The 26,356-nt window shown below is 62.9% G+C and carries 19 protein-coding genes and 1 tRNA gene; 12 read left to right on the top strand and 8 right to left on the bottom strand.

Annotated features, from left to right (window positions below; translation table 11 throughout):
• Both ACYQ01_RS16685 and ACYQ01_RS16680 read left to right on the top strand, forming a co-directional pair.
• On the top strand, nt 1-2,415 hold the full coding sequence (locus ACYQ01_RS16685; protein ID WP_459934949.1) for a PEP-utilizing enzyme: 2,415 nt from the start codon (nt 1-3) through the stop codon (nt 2,413-2,415).
• Entirely contained in the window at nt 2,412-5,021 is a 2,610-nt protein-coding gene (locus ACYQ01_RS16680; protein WP_459934948.1) for a PEP/pyruvate-binding domain-containing protein, read from the top strand. Before ACYQ01_RS16685 ends, ACYQ01_RS16680 begins: the two co-directional genes overlap by 4 nt.
• 162 nt (nt 5,022-5,183) lie before the next feature.
• Here ACYQ01_RS16680 and ACYQ01_RS16675 read toward each other — a convergent pair whose 3' ends face one another.
• The 7 genes from ACYQ01_RS16675 to ACYQ01_RS16645 all read right to left on the bottom strand — a co-directional run bounded on the left by ACYQ01_RS16675 (nt 5,184) and on the right by ACYQ01_RS16645 (nt 13,063).
• Nucleotides 5,184-5,846, bottom strand: coding sequence for a metallophosphoesterase (locus ACYQ01_RS16675; protein ID WP_459934947.1), 663 nt, complete (start codon nt 5,844-5,846; stop codon nt 5,184-5,186).
• A 235-nt stretch (nt 5,847-6,081) separates the two neighbouring features.
• Nucleotides 6,082-6,948, bottom strand: a complete 867-nt coding sequence (locus tag ACYQ01_RS16670; RefSeq protein WP_459934946.1) for a CheR family methyltransferase — start codon at nt 6,946-6,948, stop codon at nt 6,082-6,084.
• 159 nt (nt 6,949-7,107) lie between these two features.
• Nucleotides 7,108-9,207, bottom strand: a complete 2,100-nt coding sequence (locus ACYQ01_RS16665; protein ID WP_459934945.1) for a chemotaxis protein CheA — start codon at nt 9,205-9,207, stop codon at nt 7,108-7,110.
• Nucleotides 9,204-9,560, bottom strand: a complete 357-nt coding sequence (locus tag ACYQ01_RS16660) for an STAS domain-containing protein (RefSeq protein WP_459934944.1) — start codon at nt 9,558-9,560, stop codon at nt 9,204-9,206. The genes ACYQ01_RS16665 and ACYQ01_RS16660 overlap by 4 nt, the downstream gene beginning before the upstream one ends.
• Entirely contained in the window at nt 9,557-10,120 is a 564-nt protein-coding gene (locus tag ACYQ01_RS16655) for a chemotaxis protein CheW (protein WP_459934943.1), read from the bottom strand. Before ACYQ01_RS16655 ends, ACYQ01_RS16660 begins: the two co-directional genes overlap by 4 nt.
• A 23-nt stretch (nt 10,121-10,143) precedes the next feature.
• Nucleotides 10,144-11,913 carry a methyl-accepting chemotaxis protein gene (locus ACYQ01_RS16650; protein WP_459934942.1) on the bottom strand — a complete coding sequence of 590 codons (1,770 nt, stop codon included), beginning with the start codon at nt 11,911-11,913 and terminating at the stop codon, nt 10,144-10,146.
• Between the two features lie 73 nt (nt 11,914-11,986).
• On the bottom strand, nt 11,987-13,063 hold the full coding sequence (locus ACYQ01_RS16645) for an HD domain-containing phosphohydrolase (RefSeq protein ID WP_459934941.1): 1,077 nt from the start codon (nt 13,061-13,063) through the stop codon (nt 11,987-11,989).
• An 828-nt stretch (nt 13,064-13,891) separates the two neighbouring features.
• On the opposite strand from ACYQ01_RS16645, the gene ACYQ01_RS16640 reads away from it, so the two are divergent.
• From ACYQ01_RS16640 to ACYQ01_RS16630, 3 genes are all read left to right on the top strand, one after another.
• Entirely contained in the window at nt 13,892-14,542 is a 651-nt protein-coding gene (locus ACYQ01_RS16640) for a hypothetical protein (protein WP_459934940.1), read from the top strand.
• Nucleotides 14,543-15,021: 479 nt separating this feature from the next.
• Entirely contained in the window at nt 15,022-16,290 is a 1,269-nt protein-coding gene (locus ACYQ01_RS16635; protein WP_459934939.1) for a hypothetical protein, read from the top strand.
• 24 nt (nt 16,291-16,314) lie between these two features.
• Nucleotides 16,315-16,923 (top strand): hypothetical protein, encoded by a 609-nt coding sequence (locus ACYQ01_RS16630; protein WP_459934938.1) that lies wholly within the window; start codon nt 16,315-16,317, stop codon nt 16,921-16,923.
• 229 nt (nt 16,924-17,152) lie between these two features.
• Here ACYQ01_RS16630 and ACYQ01_RS16625 read toward each other — a convergent pair.
• A tRNA-Pro gene (locus ACYQ01_RS16625) sits at nt 17,153-17,230 on the bottom strand.
• Nucleotides 17,231-17,408: 178 nt separating this feature from the next.
• Between ACYQ01_RS16625 and ACYQ01_RS16620 the strand changes: the two genes are divergently transcribed.
• From ACYQ01_RS16620 to ACYQ01_RS16590, 7 genes are read left to right on the top strand one after another with little or no spacing between them, the layout of a single operon-like run.
• Nucleotides 17,409-18,506, top strand: a complete 1,098-nt coding sequence (locus ACYQ01_RS16620; RefSeq protein WP_459934937.1) for a protein-glutamate methylesterase/protein-glutamine glutaminase — start codon at nt 17,409-17,411, stop codon at nt 18,504-18,506.
• A gap of 21 nt (nt 18,507-18,527) precedes the next feature.
• Complete coding sequence (locus ACYQ01_RS16615; protein WP_459934936.1) at nt 18,528-20,456, top strand: HEAT repeat domain-containing protein; 1,929 nt, start codon at nt 18,528-18,530, stop codon at nt 20,454-20,456.
• The gene (locus ACYQ01_RS16610; RefSeq protein ID WP_459934935.1) at nt 20,457-21,335 is read left to right on the top strand and encodes a CheR family methyltransferase; all 879 of its coding nucleotides are present in this window, start codon (nt 20,457-20,459) and stop codon (nt 21,333-21,335) included.
• Between the two features lie 40 nt (nt 21,336-21,375).
• On the top strand, nt 21,376-22,152 hold the full coding sequence (locus ACYQ01_RS16605; protein WP_459934934.1) for a ParA family protein: 777 nt from the start codon (nt 21,376-21,378) through the stop codon (nt 22,150-22,152).
• Nucleotides 22,149-22,826 carry a chemotaxis protein CheW gene (locus ACYQ01_RS16600; protein ID WP_459934933.1) on the top strand — a complete coding sequence of 226 codons (678 nt, stop codon included), beginning with the start codon at nt 22,149-22,151 and terminating at the stop codon, nt 22,824-22,826. The genes ACYQ01_RS16605 and ACYQ01_RS16600 overlap by 4 nt, the downstream gene beginning before the upstream one ends.
• Nucleotides 22,827-22,835: 9 nt before the next feature.
• Nucleotides 22,836-23,204, top strand: coding sequence for a response regulator (locus ACYQ01_RS16595; RefSeq protein ID WP_459934932.1), 369 nt, complete (start codon nt 22,836-22,838; stop codon nt 23,202-23,204).
• 36 nt (nt 23,205-23,240) lie between these two features.
• Complete coding sequence (locus tag ACYQ01_RS16590; protein WP_459934931.1) at nt 23,241-26,324, top strand: Hpt domain-containing protein; 3,084 nt, start codon at nt 23,241-23,243, stop codon at nt 26,322-26,324.
• Nucleotides 26,325-26,356: the final 32 nt, after the last annotated feature.

Here is a 26,356-nt window from a genome sequence, read left to right as displayed (position 1 = left end):
ATGGCCTCCGGCAAGCGGCCCAAGACCAACGCCAAGGCCATGGGGCCGGGCTCGGTGCGGTTTTCGTTTCGCAGCTTCAAGCGTCTGCTGGAAGCCAACACCCGCGCGCTCGAGAGCATGGCCCAGATGGAGCGCGCCCTGGGCGGAGAATACGTCTTCGACAAGGCCTTTCTGGAAAGCTCGGTCCGCGAGGTCTGTCGCCTGACGCACCTTTCGGTCTACCACCTGAACGGCATGTCCGGCGAAGGCTTCGTGGCCCTGTACGACGCGTTTTTGTCGGTCAAGGACTCGCTGGAAGACATTCTCTCCGGCGGCATGGGACCGCTGTCGGACCGCAGCGTGTTGCCTTTCGACGAAATCGGCTGGGAGACCCAGCCCCTGGTGGGTTTCGAAAGCGCCGGCCTGGCCGTGCTCGGCCGGGGCATGGGGTTGCCCGCCCCGGATGGGTTCAGCGTCACGGCCACGGGCATGCGCCGTTTGGCCGGGCCGGAAAAGGACCGGACCCTGGACGAAGTGGAAGAGGGCGTGCGCGCGCTTTTTACCCGTCTGGGCGGCCCCCGGAGGCTGGAGCTGACCCTTTCCCGGGCCGGTGAAGGTGGAGACTGGGGGGTGCTGTCCGTGATCCTGGCCGAATCCCCCGAACAGGCCGCCGATGCGGTGTTGTCCATGGCCCTGTCCGGCGCGGACCGGACTCCCGGCGCCGCGGACGGCGCTTTCGCGCCGCTGGCCGTATGCGTGCGCCCCCACGTGGCCGGTCCGGTGATCGGCATGGTGCAGACCCTGGCCCACGACCCCAACCTGCCCCCGGCCATGCTCATGGTGGCCGAGTCCCCGGAATATCCGGGACTGGCGGACAGATTTTGGATCTCGCGCAACGCCCCCCACGACCCCCTGCGCACCAGGCTTTCCGCCAAGCCCCTGGACGCGTCGTTGCCGGGTGGCAAGGCCCTGGAGCCCTTTCGCGGCTGGTCGCTTCGCGGTTCGGCCTGGCTCACCCCGGACAAATCGTCTTTGCTTGCCGAGCTGGGTTTGGCCACGGAGCGGGCCATGGGCGGACCGGGGCTTCTCTCGTGGACGCTTTCGGATTCCGGCGCAGTGACCATTACCGGCCTGGAGCCGGCCCGGGCGGCTTTCCCCGAGTGGCCCCAGAAGATGGCGCCAGGAGCCGCCTTGTCTGCGGACGAACCCGGTCCCCTGCTTTCGGGCGGGCAGATGGCCTGCGGCGGCGTGGGGGCCGGCCCCGTGGTCCTTCTCACCGAGGACACCACGCCCGAGTCCGTTCCCTTGGGCAGCGTGGGCGCGGCCCGGGCGGCCTCGCCGGCGCTCTCGCGCATCGTGCCCCGGCTGGGGGCGCTTCTGGCCGAGGTGGGCGGACCGGCCAGCCACTTGGCCACCGTGGCCCGGGAAAACCGCGTTCCGGCCCTGTTCGGCCTGACGGGCGCGGCCTCCCTGACCCCCGGCGCCCTGGTCACGGTGGACGCCGAAGCCGCCGCCGTCTACCCGGGTGTGATGGAGAGCCTTTTGCGCCAGGCGGCGGTGCTGGGCGAGGCCACGGGCGCGGACCCGGAATACCAGGTGTTGCGCCGGTTGCTGCGCCATATTCGGCCCCTCAATCTGGTGGACCCCCAGGCGGACGCTTTTCGACCGGAAAACTGCCGCACCTGTCACGACATCATTCATTTCGCCCACGAGAAGTCCGTGGATCTCCTGCTCGACGTGGACGCCTCCCGGGGGGCGGAAACCGGAGGGGCGCGCCGTTTGCGCGGGTGCGGTCCCTTCGAGTTCACGGTGGTGGACCTGGGCGGCGCATTGTCCGTTTCCGGGGAGGAAAACGTCCAAACCGGCGACATCGACGCCTCGGACGTGACCAGTCTGCCCTTAAAGGCCTTCCTGGAGGGGCTTTCCCTGGAAAGCGTGCAGCGTCAGGGGCCGGCGCGGCTGCGACTGGGCGACATCTTCGCCGGCATGGGGCGCACCTCCCAGGCGGCTTCCGGCTCCGGGGCGGCCAATTTGGTGCTGGCCGCCAGGGACTACGCCAACATCACCTTGCGTCTGGGGTATCATTTCAGCGTGATCGACGCCGCGGTTTCGGACCGCCCCGAGCACACCTTTGTCTACTTCCGCTACGCGGGCGGTTTCGCGGACACGGACCGACGCAGGCGCAGGGCCGTGCTTATCCTCGGGGTGCTCGAACGCCTGGGCTTTCTGGCCTCGCGCCAGGGAGACCTGGTGGTGGGCAAGCGCAAGCTCATGGAGCGGGAAGAAGCCCTTGCGGTGCTGGGCGCACTGGGCGCGCTTTCGGCCTTTAGCAGGCAACTCGACGTGGAGCTGGTCAGTGAGGACGAGGCCAAACGCTTCGCCCGAATGTTCCTGGAGGCGTGCGGGCTGGACGCTTCTTCGCGGGAGGTGGCGTGATTTCGGGAATCGTCTCAAAATGGGTCGCAGGCTGGCGCGGACGTAAAAAACGGCGCGAAGAGTACGCTCTGGGCTGGATCAAGGCCCGCTACCACGTTTTTCGCGTGCTTTTGGCCAACAACGAGCGCGCTTTGGAATCCATGGCCGAGATCGACCGTCTGCTGGGCGAGAACGAACCCACGAGGCTGACGGCGGCGGTGGCCGCGTTTTGCGAAACCGTGCTCGAACTGGCCGACGGCCTCAATCGCCTGACCGACAACGCCTATCCGGCGCTGTATCCCCAGCTCGCCTCGCTCGAAGCCAGACTGGAAAAGGCCCTGGGCGAACGTTCGCTCTCCCCGCGCCGGGTCTGGCTGGATCTGGCCGAGGTCACCCCGGACATGCGCCAGCAGGTGGGCGGCAAGGCCTTTCCCCTGGGCGGGCTGATCCGGGCCGGACTGCCCGTGCCGGAAGGCGTGTGCCTGACCCGGCGCGCGTGCCGGGAGTACCTGCGCCAGACGCGGCTGGAGGACCGGCTTCAGGCCATTTCGCGTCAAAGCGCCTCGCCGGAGGCCGATCTGCGGGATCTGTCCGTCCAGGCCAAGGCCATGATCGAGGCCTCGACGCCGCCGGAAGCGTTCGTCAGGCAATTGGGTCAGGCCTGGGCGCGCCTGGCCGAAGGCGGGGACGGGACACGGATTTCGGTGCGCAGTTCCGCCTCCTCCGAGGACGGATCGGAACATTCCTTTGCCGGCCAGTACGCCAGCGTGCTCGGGGTGGACTCGCCGGAAGCCATGCTGCGGGCCTTCAAGACGGTGCTGGCCAGCGCCTTTTCCGACCGGGCCATGGCCTACCGCGCCCAGGCCGGGGTGGGGGGCCAGTCCCTGGACATGGCCGTGCTCTGCCAGAAGATGGTGGACGCCCGCACCGCCGGGGTGCTCTTCACCCGCGATCCCATGAATCCCGAGAGCGGGCGCATGCTGGTCACGGCCGTGCCGGGGCTTGGAACCCAGGCCGTTTCCGGCCGCTCTCCGGCCGATGTGTACCGCCCGGCCCGCGACATGGCCGGCGAGCCGGCCGAGAATACGCCGGCCGAGATCGCGGAAAAAACCCGGCGAGAAGTGCAGGCCGAGGCCGGTGGGCTGCGCCTGGAAGAGGTGGCGGGCGACGAGCGGACCGCGCCCCTGCTTGCCCCGGCCGATATCGACGCCCTGCGCGGCCTGGCCCTGCGGGCCGAAGCCCTGGCCGGCGGACCGCGGGACATCGAATGGGCCATAGACCGTCAGGGTCGCGTCTGGATCTTGCAATCGCGCCCGGCCAGACTGGGAGGGTCGTCCAGACCCGGACGCCCCGGCGCGGAAGACGTGCGTCTGCCCGGAGAGGTGCTGTTGCAGGGCGGAGTGGGGGCCTCCCCCGGGCGCGCCGCCGGCCGCCTGTTCGCGGCCCGCTCGCGCAGGGATCTGGACGCGGCGGCCAAGGCCGAAAAGCCGGTGGTGCTCGCCTTGCATCAAAGCCTGGTGGAGGCGGCCTCTCTGGTGTCGGAAGTGGCGGCCATCGTGGTGGACATGGGCAACCCTCTGGACCATCTGGCCGCCCTGTCGCGGGAACAGGGCCTGCCCATGGTCACCGGCCTGGGCACGGCCACCACGGTGGTGGAGATCGGCCGCTGGGTGCTGGTGGACGGCGACCGGGGCATGATGCTCACCGCCGATCCCCTGGTTTGGCGCGACGCCCCGGCCGCGCCACGCCGGGTGCTGAAGGCCGGCGGGGAAGGCAAGGCCTTGCGCGACCTGGTGTTGCCGCTCAACCTCACCGACGCCTACGGGCCCACGTTTTCCATCCTGGAGTGCAAAAGCCTGCACGACATGGTGCGCTTCATCCACGAAAAGGCGGTCATCGCCCTGTTCGAAGCCGGGGACGCCATCGCGGAGGAGAGTTTTTCCCTGGTTCGACGCATCGAGGACGAGTCGGGGTTGTCGTTTCTCATCATCGACCTGGGCGGGGCCCTGGTTCCCGGTCATCGCGGCCAGGCCGGGGCCGGGGACATTCTCTGCGAGCCCCTGGCCGCCCTGTGCCGGGGGATGCGCACGCCGGGGTTGCGTTGGGGCAAGCCCCCGCCGGTGCTTGGGGTCTCCGGGCTCATGTCGCGCGCCATGTTGGACGGGCGCGGCGAACGCCCCGTGGGCAATCCCAACTACGCCCTGGCCTCCAGGGACTACCTGAACTTGAACGCCCGTGTGGATTACCATTTCGCCATGGTGGACGCGGTGTGCGGGGCCAATCCCAGGGAAAACTCCATCCGCTTCCGGTTCAAGGGGGGAGGAACCACGGCCGTGCAGCGCGAGCGCCGGGCCAGGTTCGTGGAGAGCGTGCTCGGCGAGGAGGAATTTTTCACCACGCGTCAGAAGGACATGGTCACCGCCGTGCTGAGCGAAGGTTCGCGCGAGACCGTACGCGCCAAGATGGAGATGTTGGGCCGCTTTCTGGGCTTCAGCCGCTTGCTGGACGCGGTGATGGTGGACGATGACATGCCGGACCGCCTGGCCCGGGCCTTTCTGTCGGGAGACTACGACCTGGAAAGCCTGGCCGCCGAAGTGGCGGAGCGCAAGGAGACGCCTGGCGGTTGAAACGCGACCCTATCAGCCTGCTGAAAAATTCTCGCTGGCTGCGTTGCTCCAAAAACGCAAACCCTCAACGGATGCGAACGTCGCTTTGGGATTGACTTTTTTTCGTGCCTTGCCGGCGAGCTTTTTGAACAGGCTGCACGAATCGCCTTTTTGGGCGGTCTGCTATGCGTGGTGAAAGCGCAGGGCGGGCAATTCCACAGCGGTGAGTACGCGCCTGGCCCCCGCGCCGGTGTCCACGCCCACCAGGCCCGGCGCGACCAGAGGGGTTTCCATGGGCACATGGCCAAACACCAGGGTGCGCCCGCTCTTGGCCCAGGTTTTGGCGTCGACGAACCGGTTGCACAACAGCCGGTCCAGTTCGGCGGGATTGGCCCGTTCGGGGTCCGCGTCCAGGGGCAGGGGGGCGTGGAAGAACACGTAGGGGCCTCTTGAGCGCCAACGCTCAAGTCCCCGGAAGAACTCCCGGTGCTCTTCGGGCATGAAATCCAGCCCCGTGGTTCCGGGTTGGCAGGCGTAGCTGTCCAGGGTCGCCTGGAATCCGACCCGGCGCATCATGCGCAGGTCCTCGGGCGAGCGGGTGACATCGTAGCGCAGGAGGGCGGCCTCGTGGTTGCCCATGAGAAACACGGTGTCGGGCTTGGCCCGGCGCAGTTGGAGCAGTCTTTCCACCACCTGGCGCGTGTGCGCGCCCCGGTCGATGTAGTCGCCCAGAAACAGGAAGGACGCGTCGGGATCAAGGCCGGCCAGCCGGCCGAGCAGGCCTTCCAGCTTGTCGGCCTGGCCGTGAATGTCGCCCACGGCGAAGAGCGTTCCAGGGAAAGACACGTTGGGTGCGCGCCGCAGCGCTTCCTCCTTGCCCGCGCGGCGGCCCGGGAGGCGGCGAGGCCCTCGGTTTCGGGCGATCGCTTCCATGCCGGCGGGTCTGGAAACGGTACGTGCCCGGGCCGATGAAAGCAAGCCGGGAGCGCGCTGTCTGGGGAGACGTTTCGGCGGTGCGCGTCCTAACGCGCCGGGGAGAGGTCCGCGTCCCCGTCTGGCGGTTCGACGGGTCGCGCCCGGGTCAAATTCGCTGGTAGGTGGCCGGGGCCAGTTGTCTGAGCGGCAGGCCCATGCCGGAGACGTTTTCGGAGTGGCCTATGAAGAGATAGCCGCTCGGGGTCAGGTTGTCGCAGAATTTGCTGAGAAGGCTTCGTTGCGTCTCACGGTCGAAATAGATGATGACATTGCGGCAAAAGATGACGTCACGCGGTTTTTTCAGCTTGAAATCGTTCATGAAATTCAATCTTTCAAAGTGGACGGCACTGCGCAGCGCGTCTGACACGCACACGTTCCCCTTCTGGGAGCCTTTGCCGCGCAGAAAGTATTTCCGTTTGAAGGCCGTCGACACGGCATGGATGGCCGTTTCCGGATAGACGCCGCGTCTGGCGTGGTCGAGCACCCGGGTGGAGATGTCCGTGGCCAGGATGGAGAAGTCGAATGCGTCGTAGCGTTCGGCGCATTCGCTCAACACCATGCCCAGGGAGTAGGGCTCCTCTCCGGTGGAACATCCCGCGCTCCACACCCGGAACGGTTTGTTCGCAGGCCGTTTGCGCAACCACTGGGGCACGACCAGTTGCTGGAGAATGTCGAAATGCTGGCGTTCGCGGAAGAAGTGCGTCGTGTTGGTGGTGATGGCGTCGATGAGCTGCCAGAGCTCGTTTCGCAGCCCCTCTTCGCTGAAGAGGTAGTCGCAGTAGGCGATGAAGCTGTTCAGGGAAAGGGCCCGCAATCTTTTGTGGGTCCGCGATTCCACAAGCGACCGCTTCATGTCGGGCAGTTTGATGCCCACACGGTCGTAAAGCAGTTCGCTCAGTTTCTTGAATTCCGCCATGCCCAGGCTGGGCAGGGTGGAAAGGCCCTTGAGGGCGAGTTGACGTGGCGCGCTCACCGGGAACCTTCTTTCATCGCTGCTCGCGGACCATGGATGGTCTTGACGCGCACCGAACGCGGGGCCCTTGCCGGGCCCCGGTTCGTCTCTTTTGCGCGAAGCCGCGTGCGAAGTCCGGATATGGGCTTCGTTTTCGGTTTCGCGTCCAGTTTCAAATCGTCACGTTTGGGCGCCGGTTTCGGCGGGCAGAGCCAGCTTGGAGACTTCGCTCTGTTCCTGGGCGAAGCGCACGAGCTGAGGCACGTCCAGTATGAGGGAGACGCCGCCGTCGCCGTTGATGGTCGTTCCCGAGACCCAGCGCACGTTATGGTACAGGCGGGACAGGCTCTTGATGACCGCCTGTTGTTGTCCCACCACGGAGTCCACGGCCAGTCCCACCAGCGCGCCTTCCACTCCGGCGATGATAATGCGCTCGTATGCCGGGGGCTTGCCCGGAATGTTCAGAAGCTTGCGCAGGCTCAGGCAGGGAATGAGATCGCCGCGCATTTCCACCACGTCCACCTTTTTCTGGGGCCAGACGCCGGGCCTTTCCTGACAGGCCAGCACCAGGGGCAGGGGGATGATGAAAAGCTCGCGCCCCACCCGGAACATGAGCCCGTCGATGATGGCCAGGGTCAGGGGCAGGCGAATGTTGAGAGACGTTCCCCTCCCCGGCGTGCTTTCGATGGAGATGGCTCCGCGCAGGGCTTCGATGTTCTTGCGTACCACATCCATGCCCACGCCGCGGCCGGAGATGTTGCTCACGGTTTTGGCCGTGGAAAATCCGGGCTGGAAGAGCAGATCGTAGATCTGTTCCTGGCTGAGTTCGGCTTCGGGCTCGATGAGACCGTTTTCCACGGCTTTTTGCCGAATGCGTTGCGGGTCTATGCCTTGGCCGTCGTCTTGTATGGTGATGAGCACGCTGCCGCTGTCGTGTCCGGCGGTCAGGGTGACGGTCCCCTTTTCAGGCTTGCCGGCGCGCAGGCGTTCCTGGGGAAACTCGATGCCGTGGTCGGCGCTGTTGCGCAGAATATGCACCAGGGGGTCTTTCAGACGGTCGATGACGTTCTTGTCCAGTTCGGTTTCCGCGCCGTGGGTGACGAACCGTATGTCCTTGTTCAACGAGGACGCCAGATCGCGCACCAGACGGCGCAGGGTGGAATGGAGCGAGCCGATGGGCACCATGCGTATGCCCAACGTGTGGTCGCGCATTTCCGATGTCAGGCGTTGCAGTTCTTCGGCAATGCCCCGGACGGCTTGAAGGTTTCCGTTGCGCGCGGCCTGGGTGAGGCGCGACTGCACGATGACCAGCTCGCCCACCAGGTTGACCAGGCTGTCGAGTCGGGTCGAATCCACGCGAATGCTGCTCGAATGCGGCGCGGCCACGGCCTTGTCCTGGGCCTGGCTGTCGCGGCGGTCGCTTGGGGCGCTCACGCCCGTGCCGCGGAAGGCCGTGCGCGAGGCCATGAGGTCGGCCAGTTCTCCGGCCACCTGGCCGGAAGGCAGATGGCTGCGGCTTTCGGCCAGGGCCAAAAGGTCCTGGGAGTCGGCGTCGCGCATGGACAGGTCCGAGATCTTGTGGATGGAGACGCCGCCGTCGTCGTCCACGAAGATGAACACGTCGCGCAGGGCGTCCTCGCCCTTGTCGGTGACGAGCAACACGTCCCAGAATCCGTAGGCGTGTTCCGCCTCCAAAGATTCCAGGGGCGGAATTTCGTCGTCGCGGAACTTGATCCAGGAGAGGCCCAGGGACGAGAGTTCTTCGAGCAGGCCCAGGGGGTTTATGCCGGAATGAAACGAGGTCGCCGATGGCCGATAGCGCACCCAGAAGGTCTGCCGGGGGCCCGCGGAGGCCTGCTGCCGGGAGGCGGCCGGTTGCGCGTCGGCGGAAGTCTCCTGTGTGCCGAGTCCGGAGAACCGGCGGAACCGGGCCATCAACAGGTCGGACCGAGACTTCAGGGGCGTTGTGTCCGTGGCGGTAAGCAGGCGCTCGATGTGGTCCTTGGCCTCGAAGGTCAGGCCCAGGAGTTCCAGCTTCAGGGGCACCGTTCCGGCACGCACCATGTCGTAGACGGTTTCAACCTCGTGGGTGAACCGGGCTATTTCGTCGAAGCCGAACATGGAGCCCGACCCCTTGAGCGTGTGCATGGCCCGAAAAAGCCTGGCCACCTGGTCGCAGTCTTCAGGCGAGACTTCCAGTTCGAGCAGCGATTCTTCTATTTCGCCGAGCAACTCGCGGGCTTCGTCGAAAAAAGTCAATTTTCCCGGATCGTCGCTCATAACGCCACCTCGATCTGACGTTCATCCTCCTCGTCCGCCAGGCATTCGTCGTCTTCGCCGGAGTTTTCAAGGGCTTGATCCTGTTCCTCCAAGGCGGCCAGGGCGACGATTCCGGCCTGTCGGGCCTTTTTCGCCACGTTTGGGTCCAGGGTCGCGGTGAAGGTCAGGGGTTTGCCCGCCCGGGCGAAGCTGCGCTGGGCCGAAACGAGCACCTGAAAAAACGACATGTCCACTTCGCGAACGTCGTGGAAATCCAGCGTGGTTTCCGCGTCGCGGGCCAGGGCCTCCAGCAGGGACTGGCGTAATTGCTCGGCGTCCTCCACGGTGCAGGAGGCGCTGAGCCTGAGGATCATGGCCGTTCTCCCGGCTGGGGTTCGTTGACGTCGGCTTCCGGCGTCGAAGCCGGGTCCTCGCGTTCGACCGGGACGTCCGAGACGAGCTGAGTCGCCGCGCACAGGTCCTCGTCGGAAAAGACCTTGTTCACGTCGAGCAGCATGATGAACTGTTTCCTGTGGCGTCCGATGCCCTTGAGCAGGTCGGCCCTGACCGCAGCCCCCATTTTCGGCGGCGGTTTTATCTGGTCGCGCTCCATTTCGAACACTTCCTTCACGGCGTCGGCCATCACGCCGACCACCACCACTTCGTCCTCCAGGGGCACTTCCAGAATGATGATGCGCGAATAGATGGTCTGTTCCGTGCGGCCCATGCCGAACTTGAGGCGCAGGTCCACAACCGGAATGGCGTTACCGCGCAGGTTCACCACGCCGCGCATGTATTCCGGGGTTTGAGGAATGCGGGTTATTTCCGTAAAGTCCAGTATTTCCCGGACGTTGTTTATATCCAGGGCAAAGAGTTCCTTGTCCAGCACAAAACTCAGGCTGGTCAGGGTCTTGCCGTTCGCTTCATCGGTCATGTGCGGTCTCCTCGAAGTGTCGCCTAGAACTTTTCGAATTCGGACATGCGGTCGTCCATGTCCGATTCCGGTCCCAGTTCGAGCCGCAACGGGGCCTGCTGCGCCTTGCGCTGCGGTTCGGGCTTGGCCTTGGTCTTGGCGGCGAGGGAGCGCGGCTTGGCGCCGTGGGACCGGCCGAGCTGGCCCATATCCTTGAGCTTGAAGAACGTGATGACGCTTTGCAACTGCTCGGCCTGGGTGGAAAGCTCTTCGGCGGTGGAGGCCAGCTCTTCGGCGGCCGAGGCGTTTTGCTGCACGACCTGGTCGAGCTGCTGCAGGGCCTTGTTCACCTGGTTGGCGCCGCTGCTCTGTTCGGCGCTGGCCGCGGCGATTTCCTGCACGAGCTGGGCGGTCTTCTGGATGTCGGGCACGAGCTTTTCGAGCAGGTCTCCGGCCTTTTGGGCCACGGCCATGCTTTCGCCGCTCATCTGGTTGATTTCTCCGGCCGCCGCCTGGCTGCGTTCGGCCAGCCTGCGCACTTCCGAGGCGACCACGGCGAATCCCTTGCCGTGCTCGCCCGCGCGCGCGGCCTCGATGGCGGCGTTCAGGGCCAGCAGATCGGTCTGGCGGGCGATTTCCTCAATAATGGAGATCTTGCCCGCGATATTGCTCATGGCCTCCACGGTGCGGGCCACGGCCTGGCCCGACTCCTGGGCGGCCTGGGAAGACTGGAAGGCGATGGCTTCGGTCTGCTTGGCGTTGTCCGCGTTCTGCACGATGGACGAGGCCATTTCCTCCATGGACGAGGAGGACTCCTCCACGGCGGCCGCCTGCTCGGTGGAGCCCTGGGAAATGGCCTGGGCCGTGCTGGAAAGTTCTTCGCTGCCCGCGGCCACGTTTTCCGCGCCTTCCTGGATTTCCTGCACGATCTCGCCGATGCCTGAGATCATGGCGGAAAGCGACTTGAGCAGCACGTCCTGTTCCGAACGGGGGCTGACGTCGGCCCGCAGGTCGCCCTTGGCCAGTTGTTCGGCCAGGGAGGCCACGTCTTTTTCCGCCTTGGCCACGTTGCGCAGGGAATCGGCCAGCACGCCCAGTTCGTCGGTGGTGTTGATGTCGAGCTTGCCGGTCAGGTCGCCCACGGCCAACTGGTTGGCGAAGGCCACGCTCTTGTTGAGCGGGTTGACGATGGAACGGGGAATGAGGATGCTCAGCAAAATGCCGATCACGACCGCCACCGCCAAAACAACAAGCGAAATGAGTCGCGCCTGCTCGTAGGCCGCCTGTCCTCTGGAGCCTTCATCGGCCGCGCCCTTGTTGTTGGCCTCGATGCAACGGTTCATGGCCTCCTGCATGGCGCCGGCGATCTTGGGCAGGTCCACCGTGGCCAATCTGTGTCCTTCGTCGGTGCGTCCCTGCTTGTTGAAGTCGTTCATCGTGTCGATGAGGGTGAAGTAGTCCTTTTCGTTCTTGAGCATATCGTCGTAGGCCTTGCGCTCCTCGTCGAGGGAGATCAAAGCCTGATAGCGCTTCTGCGCCTCCAACAGGCGGTCCACCGTTTTCTGGACGTTCTTTTTGGCTTGGATCTTTTCTTCATCCGTCTTCGCGATGAGCGCGGCGGTTTGCGCCCGACGCATGGCGGCGAAATCCCGGCTTACGGCTCCAAGCTCGCGGATGCTGGGCAGCCAATTGTTGGTCAGACCGTTTATGTTTTTGCTCATGTCGGACATTTTGTAGAGGCTGAACACGCCCACGATCAAAATGAGCACTGTGGTCATGGCGAAACTCAGAACGAGCTTGAGCGATATTTTCATGGTGCGGGACTCCCTAAAATTTTGAGTTGACGGTTTTTCACCTGCCGACAGGACCGGTCCGTTGGGGGATGTGTTAAGCCAGGCCCCCCTCCTGGTTGACTGTTGCGGCTTGGTGGTCCGCCGACACATCGGTGTCCACGCGGTCCGCCTCCTCTGGCTCAGGGGGGGGCGTCGCGGAGGATTTCGCGACGGCGTTGAAAAAAGCGTCCAGACATTCCGGGCAGAATTGACTGCCGCGCTCACGTCGCATGATGTCCAGGGCTTGGTCGCGTGAAAAACCCCGCCGGTAGGGCCGATCGCTGGTGAGGGCCTCGAAGGCGTCGGCTATGGCGAGAATCCGGGCGTTGACGTGGATGGCCGCGCCCTTGAGGCCGCGCGGATATCCTTTCCCGTCGAACCGTTCGTGGTGGGAGTGGATCACTTCGGCCACGTCGCCCAGGCTGGGAATGGGCTTGAGAATTTTCGCCCCCACGGCGGGGTGGGTCTTGATGATTTCGTACTCCTCGTCGGTGAGGGCGCCCGGTTTCTGGAGGATGGCGTCGCGGATGCCGATCTTGCCGATGTCGTGCAGCCTGCCGGCGATGAGCAGTTGTTTGAGGCTGTGCCGGTCGAAATCCATGGCCTGGCCGATTTTGACGGCCGTTTTGGCCACGCTGTCCGAGTGGCTGCGAGTGTAGCCGTCCCTGGCCTCCAGGGCGTGGGCCAGGCTCATGATGCTGTCGAGCAGCATCTTTTTTTCCAGGCGGGCCAAGTCGTTGCGGGTGCGTTCGATCAGATCGGAATCGCTCAGGATTCGGTCCAACAGAATAAAAAGAGTCTCGGATTTGAAGGGCTTGGTGAGAAACGCCGCAGCCTTGAGCTGACGCATGGCTTCGAAGTTCTCGACCGTGTCGTTGGCGCTCATGGCCACGAAGGGGATGGTGGAAAAACGCGGGTGGGAAAGCAGTTTTCTGCGAAGCGCTGGACCGTCGATCACGGGCATCTGCATGTCGCACAGGACAATGTCGCATTCCCAATGCTTGATCGACTTGAGTCCTTCGTCTCCATTCCTGACCGCAAGAACATGATACCCCGCCTCGGAAAGCGTTTCGACCAGAAATTCCCGCGTGGACCTCGAATCGTCAATAACCAGAATCGAGCGTTTCTTCATGCCTGCCTTCGATTCGCCGTGACTGGGCGCGCGTGGTTCCGTTCGCGGAAAATGTTCGTCAAAAAAACGAAATATATAGCGTTGTTATAATATGTATTGACGAATATATCTTTTGCGACTGCGCAGTCTTCTACGGCTTAGCTGGATCGACAAAGTCGTTGTTATGATTTCCTTAAAACATGTCCATTAAGGTTCCCGAGGTTCACTTTGGTTAAGATTTCGTGATGCGCGGCCTCTGCCTCTCGCAAGGGCTCAGAGAGGAGCCGAAAAGAGGAGCGTCCACACGGAAGCAAATCGCCGGAACGGCTCCTAGGTGAGAAGATCAAGGAAAACCATTCCTTCATTCAAACTAGCACAGCCTATGAAAGCTGTACAGCCAGTAGTCGACATTTTCAGGAAGTTTTCAAATATATCAACCGCTAACGTGTACGCGTCTCGGAATGCCCTTGGAAATGAAATTGATAGGGTGGCAGGTATTCATGGAATCACTATGTTGATCGTTCGGGGTGTGTTTTACGGGCTTTTTGCCCTCGTGGATAATTACGTGGAGGAATATGGCGGGCGACTGAAATTCCCGAGAGGAATGCCGCAAAGGTATATATGCTGATTGTTGATGTGGCGTCGAAAAATAATCCTGGTAGGGAGGACGTAAAAGCGCCATGCGTGCGCGGGGGGGCGCCGCCCTCCGCCCGCACCATGTCCTGACAACATAAAATCGCCATGCTCGCGGCGGGTCGCCCGCGTGCGAGTCGCGTTTCCGGTCGCGTACCGCGCCTCGCTTTGCAACGTGCGCCCCGGTCGCGGCGGATGCGGCCTTCATCGGACACCATGAAAGAATATACCAGTTGCCTGGGCGTGTTGTTTCCCGCCGGCCCCAACCTCTTGAGTCTGCCCATGCTGCTCGGCATGACGGCGGTATTGGCGCTGATCTCGCTTTTCGCGTTTCGTCCGACGGTTTTTTTGCGTTGGCGATGGTTGACCTTGTCCAGGGCCTTTTGGGGAGCGTTGTGCCTGTTGTTGGTGTCCACCCTTCTTGGGGGACGGATCTGTTCGATCGTGGTTTTCGCCGGGGACGCGGACGCCCGCGTTCAGTTCGACGGCCACGCGGTCGCGCTTCACTGCGGCGACGTGGCCCGCTTCACCGTGGTCTGGCACCTGGGACGCACGGACCAGACCTTTGCATTTTCGTCCGTGTCGGATTCGGGCGTGACCGTTTCCCGGAACCTGGAACCGAACCTGTACATCGCGGAGCTCTCGGGCCGGGGCGTCGTCTGGTGGCGTCAGATTCCCTACGACGCGACGTACCTGACGCTTGCCGACGCCCGTCTGTCCGGCGAGGTCCGGGGGGCGACGGCGTATGTGAGCCACAACCTGTCGGACAGAATGTTCCGCGAGGGCGTCGAAGCTCCGAAGCGCATCGAGATCCACAAGGACGGGAAAGCCTGGGAGCGCTTCTACCGCTGCGGCTACTCGCGCTGAGGCCCGGAGCGGGCGATGGACATATCCGATGGCCCCGCCTGGAAAATGGGTGCGCCTTAGACAAAGGAATATGTCGCAAGTCTGTGTTTCCATTTCATTTGTTGCCGATTTGTAATGGTTTTGGTATGAAACCGGCAGTGGTGCTGACGCACATCTTGATGCCGCCGTCCGACTCGCCGTCGCACATCTGGTCGTTTCATGGATTCGTCGCAAGGCGCGTGACTTTCACTTGGCCCCATCAGGATCGGCCGTTTTCGCATCCGAGGACGCGGACTTGCGCCCGGCGACTGCGCGCCTCCGGCGAGTCGGGGCCAGGTCGCCGGACGCGCGTGCGCATGTCCGTTTCTTGAGATCGGCGTTGCGAGCCTATGGAATCCAATTCGACCCTTAGCCAAGGAGAGGCGGTCATGGCGTTTTCGTCGCATCGGGCCATTGCGGAAAGTCAGGGGGAATCCCCTCGGAGCCGGCTGAAACCACGTTTGCCTCTCGCGTGCCTGTTTCTCGTGGCGGCGGCCTTGGTGTTTGGAGGATGCGCGAAATCCGTGGACAAGGCCGCCATGCGCGCCGGGGTGAGCCAGCAGACGCAGGGCGAGCAAACCGGAGTGTACCAGGCGTCGCTCAAATCGAAAAAAGACGTCCTGGTGAAGTTCAGCTTCGACCTCAAATCCAGCGAGTTGAAGATCGTGGACGTGATGCAGCAGTCGTTTCCCAAGCAGAACGAGCTGGTGGAGGTGTACAGACAAAACGCCCAGGCCTTCAAGGACAAGGGCGTCATGATCGACTACCTGCTCATCAAGAGGGACGGCTCGTATCACTGCCTGAACTGCGGCAAGCTGACCGGAACGGACATGGTGTCCGTGTATTTCGGGGCCGAAATCAACAATCCGGTCGGCTCGGTGCTGGGCACGGCCCTGTTGCCCCTGACGGTGTTGTCCTCGACGGGCAAGAAGGGCAAGCGCCACGCGGACGTGGCCTATTCGCACCATGTGGTGGAGCGCGACCGCATCAATATGATCGGCCAGGCCGTGGACAGGCTGCTGACCCGCAAGCTTCGCGAGGACGCCATGCGTCTCGCCGAGTCCCGGCCGGAAGGGATCAAGGAGTTCTACGAACACTATCCCCAGTACGAAAAGGGCCCGGTTTTGGAGAAATTGCGCGCCCTGGGGGGATTCGAACGTCTCCACAGCGCGTACTTGCTTTCCGGCGCGAAATCCGATTTCAACGCCATGGCCCAGGCCGCGAGCACCAGGGAGGAAAAGGCCCGGCTGGAAGTGGCGGCCCTCAACATTGTGCAGGACAAGACCAGAATCTTCGACCTCAGCATCTCGCCGAGCAAGGGCCAGAAGGAGAGCTATGAAGGCTCGGCCGGCCTCTTCAAGGTGAAGGCCTTCCAGACGACCCAGAGCATGGTGGTCAATGTGGGCGTTCGGGTGAAGAGCCAGTCCGTGATGCCCATCAAGTACAACGCCCTCAACGTCAAGGTGAAGGTTTCCTGCTCGGTGGAGCGTTCCTGCGTGCTGCGCAGCAACGTGCTGGGCAACCGCGACTACGAGGACACGGCCACCCGCTCCAATACCGTGACATTGCGTATCCGGCCGGGCGCCCTGTCCGACAGCGGCACGGTGACCATAAGCGACATCCCCCTGTCCTACACGGACGTGGGGCTCATGGGCGGGACGACCCGGTGCCAGGCCACCGGAGACGTCCGGTTCGAAGCGGAAATCGTCGACGTGTCTCCCGTCCTGTAACCGTGTGGAGCGGAGGCCGTTATCATGAATCGCATTCGCATTGCGCTGCTGGTGATCGCCGTACTGGCTTTGGGCGCGGTTTCGGCCCGGGCCCAGTACGATTTCGACTCGCTCAACGCGTCCAAGGGGTCGGGCAAGGTCGTCAAGAAGGGCGACGATCTGATCGACCGGAACGAAGTGCGCGAGGCGCACAGGAACAACACGGACAAATCCGTGCGCAAACAGGAGCAGGTCCGCGAATTCTGGCGGCCCGTGGGCGAGGCCATGCGTGAATCCGCCGCTTCCGGGGGCTCCTCGGGCCAGTCGGCTCCGCCCGCGCGGGAAGCCTCGGGTTCCGGGAGCGGCCAGTCGAAGGAGCCGGCGAAGTTGCGTCCCCCCGAGCCGCCCCAGAAGAACTACTATCTGTATGTTACGGTGGTGAAGGATGGAACGCCCCTGTTCGGCGTCCGGGTCATGGGGGTGAGCTGCGGCATGTTCACGGGCGAGGTCAAGTCCAGCGTGCTCACGGACGGCAAGGGCCGCGCCACGGTCGATCTGCGCAGCCAAACCGAATTGTGCGCTATCTGGGTGGGGCAGAAAAAGATCAAGGGAACCTTCAAGGCGGGCAACACCTACACGTTGAGTGCGGACTGAGGGTAGCAGCCCGCCCAAAAAGTCGATTTTTGCAGCCTGTTCCAAAAATTTGCTGGCAAGGCGCGTAAAAAAGTCAAGCCCAAAGGGGAGTTGGCATCCGTTGAGGGTTTGGGCTTTTCGCAGCAACGCAGCCAGCAAGGATTTCCAACAGGCTGTTAGCCCCGAGGCGCCGGTTCGCAGGCGGAAAAGAAAAGGATCCCGCGGCAACCACCGCGGGATCCTGAACTTTTGGTCGGGATGAGAGGATTCGAACCTCCGGCCTCTGCGTCCCGAACGCAGCGCTCTAGCCAAGCTGAGCTACATCCCGTTGCGAAGAGAGCCTACCTAGTCGATACGGAGAGAATTTGCAAGCTGGAATTGCATATTGTCAAGGAACCGTGTTTTCCCTAGAATTTTAATTTCGGTATGTGATAGAAAAAAGGTGTTGTCCGGCCGGTCGCCTTCCTTCCCGAGCCAGCCGCCGGAGACCCCAAGGCGAGGTTTTCGTGATAAGCGTAGTCATTGTCGATGATTCGGCGTTCATGCGCAAGGCGCTCAGCACCATGCTGGAAAAAGACCCGGACATCAAAGTCGTGGGCGTGGGGCGTGACGGGCAGGAAGGCCTTGACCTCATACGAAAGCTCAACCCCGACGTCATCACCCTCGACATCGAGATGCCGCGCATGGATGGGCTGACCGCCCTGCGTCATATCATGATGGAAATGCCCAAGCCCGTGCTCATGGTCAGCTCCCTCACCGTGGAAGGGGCCGAAGCCACGCTCAAGGCCATGGAGCTTGGCGCGGTGGATTTCATTCCCAAGCAACTTTCCAAGGTCAGCCTCGATATCGTCAAGATTGAAGACGACCTGCGGGCCAAGGTGAAACAGATCGCCAAGCGGCGCATCCGGCCCTTGTCGCTGGCCCGGACCTCGCCGGCGCTCGCCTCCAAGCTGCATGCGTCGACGGCGCCCTCCGCCGGAGCGGGCGCCCAGGCGTCCAAACGCGAGTTCGTCCGGCCGAGCGGGGCCGTCGCGCGCGACGTGGTGGCCATCGGCGTGTCCACGGGCGGTCCGCCGGCCGTGCAGAAGGTGCTGTCCTCCCTGCCTGCGGACTTCCCGGCGGGCATCGTCATCGCCCAGCACATGCCGGCCGCCTTCACCGGTCCTTTCGCCAAACGTTTGGACGGCGTGTGCCAATTGACGGTAAAAGAGGCGCAAACAGGCGACAAACTCCTTCCGGGTATGGTATTCATTGCACCTGGCGGGCGACATCTCAAGATACACAATCGTACCAGCAAGATAGAAATCGAAGTCGCCGACGAACCCCGGGAGGCCCTGTATAAACCTTCGGCCAATGTGCTGGTGACCTCCGTGGCCGAAGGAGTGGGACGCAGGGCGTTGGGAGTCATTTTGACGGGCATGGGCAACGACGGCATGGAAGGAGTCAAGGTGCTGAAGCAGAAGGGCGGGCGCGCGCTGGCCCAATCCGACTCCTCGTGCGTGGTGTATGGCATGCCCAAAGCCATCGTGGACGCCGGCCTGGCCGACGAGATCGTCGACATCGACGACATGGCCCAGGCCATCATGGCCAATGTGTACAAATAGTAGACGAGCGGGAGCGACCCTATGGCCGATCATGCCGAGCTGTTGAAACAACTGGGCTCAGACGATGTCGAGGCGCAACGCGAAGCCGCCTTCGCGGCCGGGGAGAGCGGTGTCGAAGAAGCCGTTCCGCAACTCATCACCCTGGTGCAAAGCGCCAACTTGGGCGTGCAAGAAGCGGCTGACCGGGCTTTGCGGCAGATTGGAGGACCAAAGGTCGTCCAGGCGGTCATCCCTCTGCTTCGCAATGACGATCCGCCCGCCCGAAACATCGCCATGGACGTGTTGCGCGAGGTGGGCGGGCAGGACTTTCCCAGCCTGGCCAAGCTGATGCATGACGACGATGTCGATCTGCGCATCTTCGCCTCGGACATCATCGGTTCGGCCGACAATCCTGCTTCGGTTTCGTGCCTGTGCGACGCCCTGCTCAAGGATCCGGAAGTCAACGTGCGCTACCAGGCCGCGGTGAGCCTGGGCGAACTGGGCAAGCACGAGGCCGCCAAGTGCCTGAACAAGGCCCTGGCCGACGAGGAGTGGGTACAGTTCGCGGTGATCGAAGCCCTGGCCAAGATCCGTGACGAATCCTCGGTCAGCGCGCTGGTGGGGGCGCTTGGCAAATCCACCGACCTGGTGGCCTCCATGATCGTGGACGCCCTGGGCGAGATCGGCAACCTCAAGGCCGTGACCATGCTCATCCGGCATCTGGAGACCTCGCCCGCCGCGTTGCGCAACAAGATCTGCAAGGCGGTGGTGAAAATTCTGGGGGCCAAGTCCCTGTCGCTTCTGTCGGCGAGCGAGCGGGCCAACTTTGGCGAATACCTGCTGGCGGCCATCACCGACGAGGACACCGAAATTCAGGACGCCGTCATCCACGGCTTGGCCTTCATCGGCGGCGAAAAGGCGTCCCGGGCGGTTCTCGACCTGGCGTCCACCTTTGACCACGACCGCGACCAGGACCGCCTCGACCTGGCCGTGCAGTCGTTGGCCACCATGGGCAAAAGCCAGGCCCTGGCCGAGGCCCTGGTCGAAGGGGACCAGAGCCGGGCCATGATCGCGGTGAGCGCCCTGTCGCGGGTGGGCGGTCCCGACGTTTCGGAACTGTTCATGAACGCCTTCTGGAAACGCGACCGCGACGTGCAGCGACTTATTGCCGAGGCCCTGCTTGAGGTGGCCGACGCCGAAGCCGTGGACTTCTTTCTCGACGTGCTGGCCCGCCACAAGGACGGCACGGTGGTCAAGACGGCCATGAATTTCCTGGGTCGGAAGATGCGCGAACCCCGGGCCGCCGATGCGGTGTTCGCCATGCTGGAACACCCCTACGACGACGTGAAGGAAGCCGCTCTCGAAGCCTGTGTCTGCATCGACGGGGACGACATGGCCGCGCGCTTTCTCGACATGGCCGGCAGCGAGGACCCCATGTCCCGGCTCATGGCCATCTACGCCCTGGGCAAGATCGACGCGACCAAGTATCTCGAAGCGATCAAGGCCGCACTCGAGGACGAGGTGCCGGACATCCGCAAGATCGCCCTGGAGGCCGTGGCCGGCTTGTGCTCCACCAGCGAGGACGGCCTGGCGCTCCTGGCTTCGCGCATGACCGACGAATCGCGCGAGGTGCGTCTGGCCGTGGTGGAGCAGATTGGACGCTGCTCGCTCTCCCTGGGAACGGAGTACCTTATCCAGGCCCTGGACGACCCCGACGACTGGGTGCGCATCCGGGCCATGGAGGCCCTGGGCATGCGCATGGCTTCCGAGGCCGTGCCCAAGCTCATCAGCATGCTCGAAAATCCGAGCAAGCTTCTGGCCATCAAGGTCATCGAAACCCTGGGCGAGATCGGAGGGAAAACGGCCTTCCGCGCCCTGTTGGATATTCTCAACGGCGACGACCTCGAACTGACGGGCGCGGCGGAAGAGGCCATAGCCAAGATTCAAAACGAACAAAATGAGGATCTGTAGATGTCCTCGCTTTTTTCCAAGACGATTTCCCTGCGGAAGGAACTGAAGGTTTCAGATTCCGAGTTCGTGCAATTGCGGGATTTCATCTACCAGCATAGTGGAATTTACATTGCAGACAACCGGAAGTACCTTCTGGAAAACAGGTTGGCGAATCGCATCAAGGAACTCAACCTCAAGAGTTTCGCCGAATATCACTCCTTTCTGCAATACGATGCCGGGCGCAAACAGGAGCTCAACCGCCTTTTCGAGGTGGTGACCACCAACGAGACCAGCTTCTACAGAAATCCTCCCCAACTGCAGGTGTTTCAGAACTTTGTGCTCAAGGAAGTGCTGGATCGCCAGCGCAAGGCCGGCATGAAGAAGCTGCGCATCTGGTCGGCGGGGTGCTCCACCGGGGAGGAACCCTATACGCTGGCCATCATCCTGCATGAGGTGCTTCGGGGAGAAATTTCCAGCTGGGACATCAAGATAACGGCCAACGACCTTTCCGAGGCGGTGTTGGCTTCGGCCAGACGGGGCGTGTACAGCGACTACTCCCTGCGCACCACCCCCAAGGAAATCGTGACCCGCTATTTCGCCAGCGAAGACGGGAAGTTCAAGGTCAAGCCCGAAGTGAAGCGGCTGGTGACCTTCGGCCAAATCAACCTGAGCGACAAGTTGCAGCTCAAGCGGGTCGAGCGATCGCAAATCGTGTTTTGTCGCAACGTGATCATCTACTTTGACGACGACATGAAAAAGAACGTCATCGGGGCGTTTTACGACAATCTTTTGCCGGGAGGATACCTGCTCATCGGGCATTCGGAGTCGCTGCACAACATTTCCCGGGCCTTCAAGCCGAAGCACCATCCTGGGGCTATTGTATACCTCAAGGAAGGCTAAACATTTTTCAGGACCATCCGAATGAAGCGGGTGACGAACGATGCTGGCGAAGCGCGCCTCGGTTCTAGCCGTAGCCAACCAGAAGGGCGGTGTGGGCAAGACCACCACCGCTTTGTCTCTGGGCGCGGCCCTGACCAGGCTGGGACACCGGGTCCTGGTCATGGATCTGGACCCGCACGGTTGCGCCAGCGTCCATCTGGGGCTGTACCCGGAACGGGTGCGAAAAAGCGCCTACGACCTGCTGCTGGCCGGGGAGTACGACTCCGCCCTGTGGCGCGAGGCGGTCTTGTCCGGGGCGAGCGGATTGGATGTCTGTCCGAGCCATGTTCGATTGAGCGAGCTCGATCTGGAGTTCAAAGGTCGGGACAACAAGGGCGTGGTCTTGCGCACCCTGCTCGCGCAGGGCGGTGAGGGCTACGATTTCGTCGTGCTGGATTGTCCGCCCAACATGGGGGTGCTGCTGGTGAACGCGCTGGTGGCCGCGGACCTGCTGGTCATTCCCATCCAGACGGATTTTCTGGCCTTGCATGGCTTGCGCCTTATTTTCGACACGTTGCGACTGCTCAACAAGGCGCTTTCCCGGCCCGTGCCCTACAAGGCCCTGGCCACCATGTACGACCGTCGGGCCGGAGCGTGCAGACGGGTGCTCAAGTTGCTGCGGACAAAGCTCGGCGAGCGCATGTTCGAGACGGTTATTGGTTTGGACACCCAGTTCCGCGAGGCGAGCGGTCTGGGCAAGGTGATCTACGACGTGGCTCCGGACAGCCGCGGAGCCAGGCAATACATGCTTTTGGCCAAGGAAATTCTGGCGTTATGAACAGTATGGAACAATACTTCGAAAAAGCCATCGCTCCCCCGGAGGCCTCCTCCGGGTCTGAACGGCTGTCTTCCTCGGAGCGGGCTTTTCTCGAAAAATACGTGGGTTCGGGCTGGCTCGAAACCCCGGCGGCCCGCCAGACCCTGCTTGTGGAAAGCAAGCCCGAGCAGGTGTTGGTGGTGGCCGAGACGCCGGCGCAAACGGCCGTCGGCGTCCAACTGGAAACCGAACTCATGGCCGCCGAGGAGTTGCGCCTGGTCAGCTTCAACGTGGGCGACCAGGTGTTCGCCGTGCCCATCATGATGGTGCAGGAGGTGCTGCGGGCCCTGCCGGTGACCGAGTTGCCGGGAGCCCCCGACTTTCTGGCCGGCGTGGTCAACCTGCGCGGGCACGTGACTCCCCTGGTGGATTTGGCCGCGCTGTTGGGCGTGGGATTGGCCGAAGGCGACATGGCCGGTTTTCTGGTCGTGTGCCGGATGGACGATTTTCAGATAGGGCTTCAAGTTCGCACCATAAACACTCTGCACAAGGCCTCCCGACGCGATATCGAATGGTCCGTGGAGTCCAGAGTGGGGGTATACCCCGAGTTTCTGTTGGGCCTTCTCAAGGACGAGGACAGGTTGATCAAAATTCTGTCGGTAAGCCTTCTGTTCAAAAAGGTGCTTAAGAGTTAAGGGGGACGCATGTCCAAGACGATTCTCATCGTGGATGACTCCAAGACGGTCCGCAACCTCGTGGCGTTCATCATGAAGAAGGAAGGCTTCAAGGTCGTCACAGCCGAGGACGGCCTTGACGGGTTGGAAAAACTCTATTCATCGGACAAGGTCGATCTCATCGTCTCAGACATCAACATGCCCCGGATGGATGGCTTCACGTTCATCAAGAGCGTCAGAGAACAGGAAGCGTATCGCGACATTCCCATCGTGGTGCTTTCCACCGAAGGCCAGGAAAAAGACATTCAGGCGGGCCTTTCCATCGGGGCCAACCTCTACATGGTCAAGCCGGCGCAGCCCGAGAAGATGGTGAAGAACATCAAAATGCTGCTTGGTTGATGGCCGAATTATGCCTTTAGTTCCCAAGGGGTGCGCATGAGCCAGGATTTCATGGATCCGGAACTCTTTGCCGACTTTATTGTCGAAGCCAAAGAGCATCTGGAGACGATTGAGCCGAATCTTCTCGAATTGGAGAGAAATCCGGCGAATTTAGGGCTTTTGAACGAGATTTTTCGTCCCATGCATTCGCTCAAGGGGGCATCGGGCTTTTTGGCGCTCAACAGCATCAACGGGTTGGCCCACAAGTCCGAAAACATCCTCGACGAGCTGCGCAAGGGCAAGATCGCGGTGACGCCCGAGATCATGGACGTGATTCTGGCTTCCACGGACGCCCTGCGGACCATGATCGACAACCTCGAAACCACGGGAAGCGAAGGCCAAGTCGACACCAGCTACATCATCGCCCGTATCGAGGCCATTCTGGCCGGAGAGCCCTTCGGCCAGCCCGCAACCCCGGCCAGCCCGGAGCAGGTCGACGCGTCTGGCCCCCAGGGGCAGGCGGCGTCGTCCAGTGAGGACGACATCATGGCGGACCAATCCGGAGCCGACCAAGCCGGCCGCTCCCAGGGCGTTGCGGAATCCGGCGGTCGGAACGAAACGGGCCAGGCCGCCTCTCCGGCGGAGGTTCGCGGCTTCATGATGCCCGAACTCCACGAGTCGGGACCCGCATACCCCCTGCAGGCCATCGGGGAAGGCCATCTCAACGACTTTCTCGAAGAAGCCCGCGAGATTATCGAAAATTTGAACGTTTCCCTGCTCGAGCTGGAAAAGGATCCCGAGGCCGGAGGGGAGCTGGTCAACGACATCTTCCGGTATTTTCACAATATCAAGGGAAATTCCGGCATCATCGGCCACAAGGAGCTCAACGCCCTGACCCACGAGGCCGAAACCCTGCTCAACCGGGTACGCAAAGGCGAGCTCAAGGCCTCGCGCCCCATGATCGACCTGCTGTTGGCCGCGGTGGACCTCATTGAATCGCTGCTTACGCGCATCGATCCCAAGCACAACGAAGCCATCCCGGTGGATATCGCCTTTCTGGTGGAAAAGCTCAAAAAAGCCTCGGAAACCGGAGAGGTGGACCTGGGTGGCGGCGCTTCCGGCGCCACGCCGGACCCCCATGCCGAACCGGCGCCCCAGGCCGACGAAAACGAGCCGTCCGACGGACTCGATCCTGAAGATGTGGAAATTTTCGAGCAGACCGTCCAGCAGCAGTTGGAAAAGATGCACATCGCCCTGGCCGAATTGGCCAAGGACGGCACGAACAAGGACTATATCGACGGTCTGTTCCGCACGCTGGACACTATCCGCAATTCGGCCGGCTACATGGGGTTTTCCGACCTCAAGGTCTATGCCGAACGCACGGCCGGCCTGGTGGACCAGGGACGCAAATCCGGCATTTCGTTCGAACTCATGCTCGATATCCTGAAGCAGGAGTGCGCCATTCTCGAAGACATGCTGCGCAAGGTCCTGACCGAGATAACGGGCAAGCCAGCCGACGAAATCGCTCCGGCCCCGGAGGAGCCGGCCGCCCCGCCCACGCCGGATGTGGTGCTCAGCGCCGCCCCCATGGAGCCGGATCACGGCCATGACGCGCACGCGCCCCAAGCGGACGGCCCTAAGGCGGAAAGCTCCCAGGCCCAGGAGGCGGCGAAGACCGTTGCGCCGCCGCCGGTCGAGCCCGAACCGACCTCGGCGGTCCCCTCCGCCCCCAAGGGGGAGCCGGTCGCCAAGGCCGCGCCCGGCCCGGAGACGTCGGCCGCGCCCGCCGCCAAGCCCGCTCCGACACCGCCGCGCCAGCCCGCCAAGCCCGCCGCGAAGCCCACCGCGAAGCCGGCCGCCAAGCCCGCCGCGACGCCCGCCAAGCCCGAAGCCGCCCCGAACCAGGCCGCCGGGGGAACCAAGGTCAGCTCCACCATTCGGGTGGACCACGAAAAGCTCGACCACCTCATGAACTTGATCGGTGAGCTCATCATCAACCGCAACCGGTACTCCCTGCTGGCTCGCTCCCTTGAGGAAGGCAAGCTCGATGTGCAGGCCATCGCCCAGCAGCTCACCGAAACCACCTACGCCATGGCCCGGCTGTCCGACGATCTGCAAGACACCATCATGAAGGTGCGCATGGTGCCCGTATCGTCGGTGTTTTCCCGCTTTCCCCGCCTGGTGCGCGACCTGTCGCGCAAGTCGGGGAAGGAAGTGGAACTGCTCATGGAAGGCGAGGAAACGGAACTCGACAAGAGCGTGGTGGAAGTCATCGGCGATCCGCTGGTTCACCTGATCCGAAACAGCGTGGACCACGGCCTGGAGCCTGAAGACGTGCGCCTGGCCGCCGGCAAGAGCGCCATGGGGCACGTGTGGCTGCGCGCCTACCACCGGGGCAACTCCGTGGCCATCGAGGTGGAGGACGACGGCAAGGGCATCGATCCTGCCGTTATGCGCGAGGTGGCCGTGCGCAAGGGCCTCATCGGACCCGACGAGGCCAAAAATTTGGATGACCGCGACTCCCTCGAACTCATCTTCATGCCCGGTTTTTCCTCGGCGGAAAAAATCACCGACATTTCGGGTCGAGGCGTGGGCATGGACGTGGTGCGCACCAATATCAAAAATCTCAAGGGGATGGTGAACGTGGTGAGCGAAGTGGGCAAGGGCTCCAAGTTCACCATGACCCTGCCGCTCACCCTGGCCATCATCGACGCCCTCATGGTCATGGTGGGCAACGAGACGTACGCCATTCCGCTCGACGCGGTTTCCGAAACCACCAAGATCGAAATGGCCCGCATGACCGAGATCAACAAGCGCAAGGCCGTCACCCTGCGCGGCGAAGTGCTGGGCGTGGTGGAAATGCGCGAGGTGCTGGGGCTCGACCCCGACCCCGAGGCCGATCAGCGCGAGGTGGCCGCCGTGGTCATTCTGCATGACAACGACCGCCGCCTGGGAGTGATCGTGGACCGGCTGCTCGAACGTCAGGAGATCGTCATCAAGCCCCTGGGGGCCTATCTCTCGGAGTTCGACATGCGCGGCATTTCCGGCGCGACCATCATGGGAGACGGCTCGGTGGTGCTTATTCTCGATCCGCACGAACTGTATCTCATGTCCACTTCGCAACGCTCCACGACGTTTTGAGCCTTGGCGACACAAAAAAGAAAAAGCCCGCT

Source organism: Fundidesulfovibrio butyratiphilus, assembly GCF_054657235.1.
Note: the sequence above shows the minus strand (reverse complement) of the source record. Positions and strands in the feature narration are given on the sequence as shown.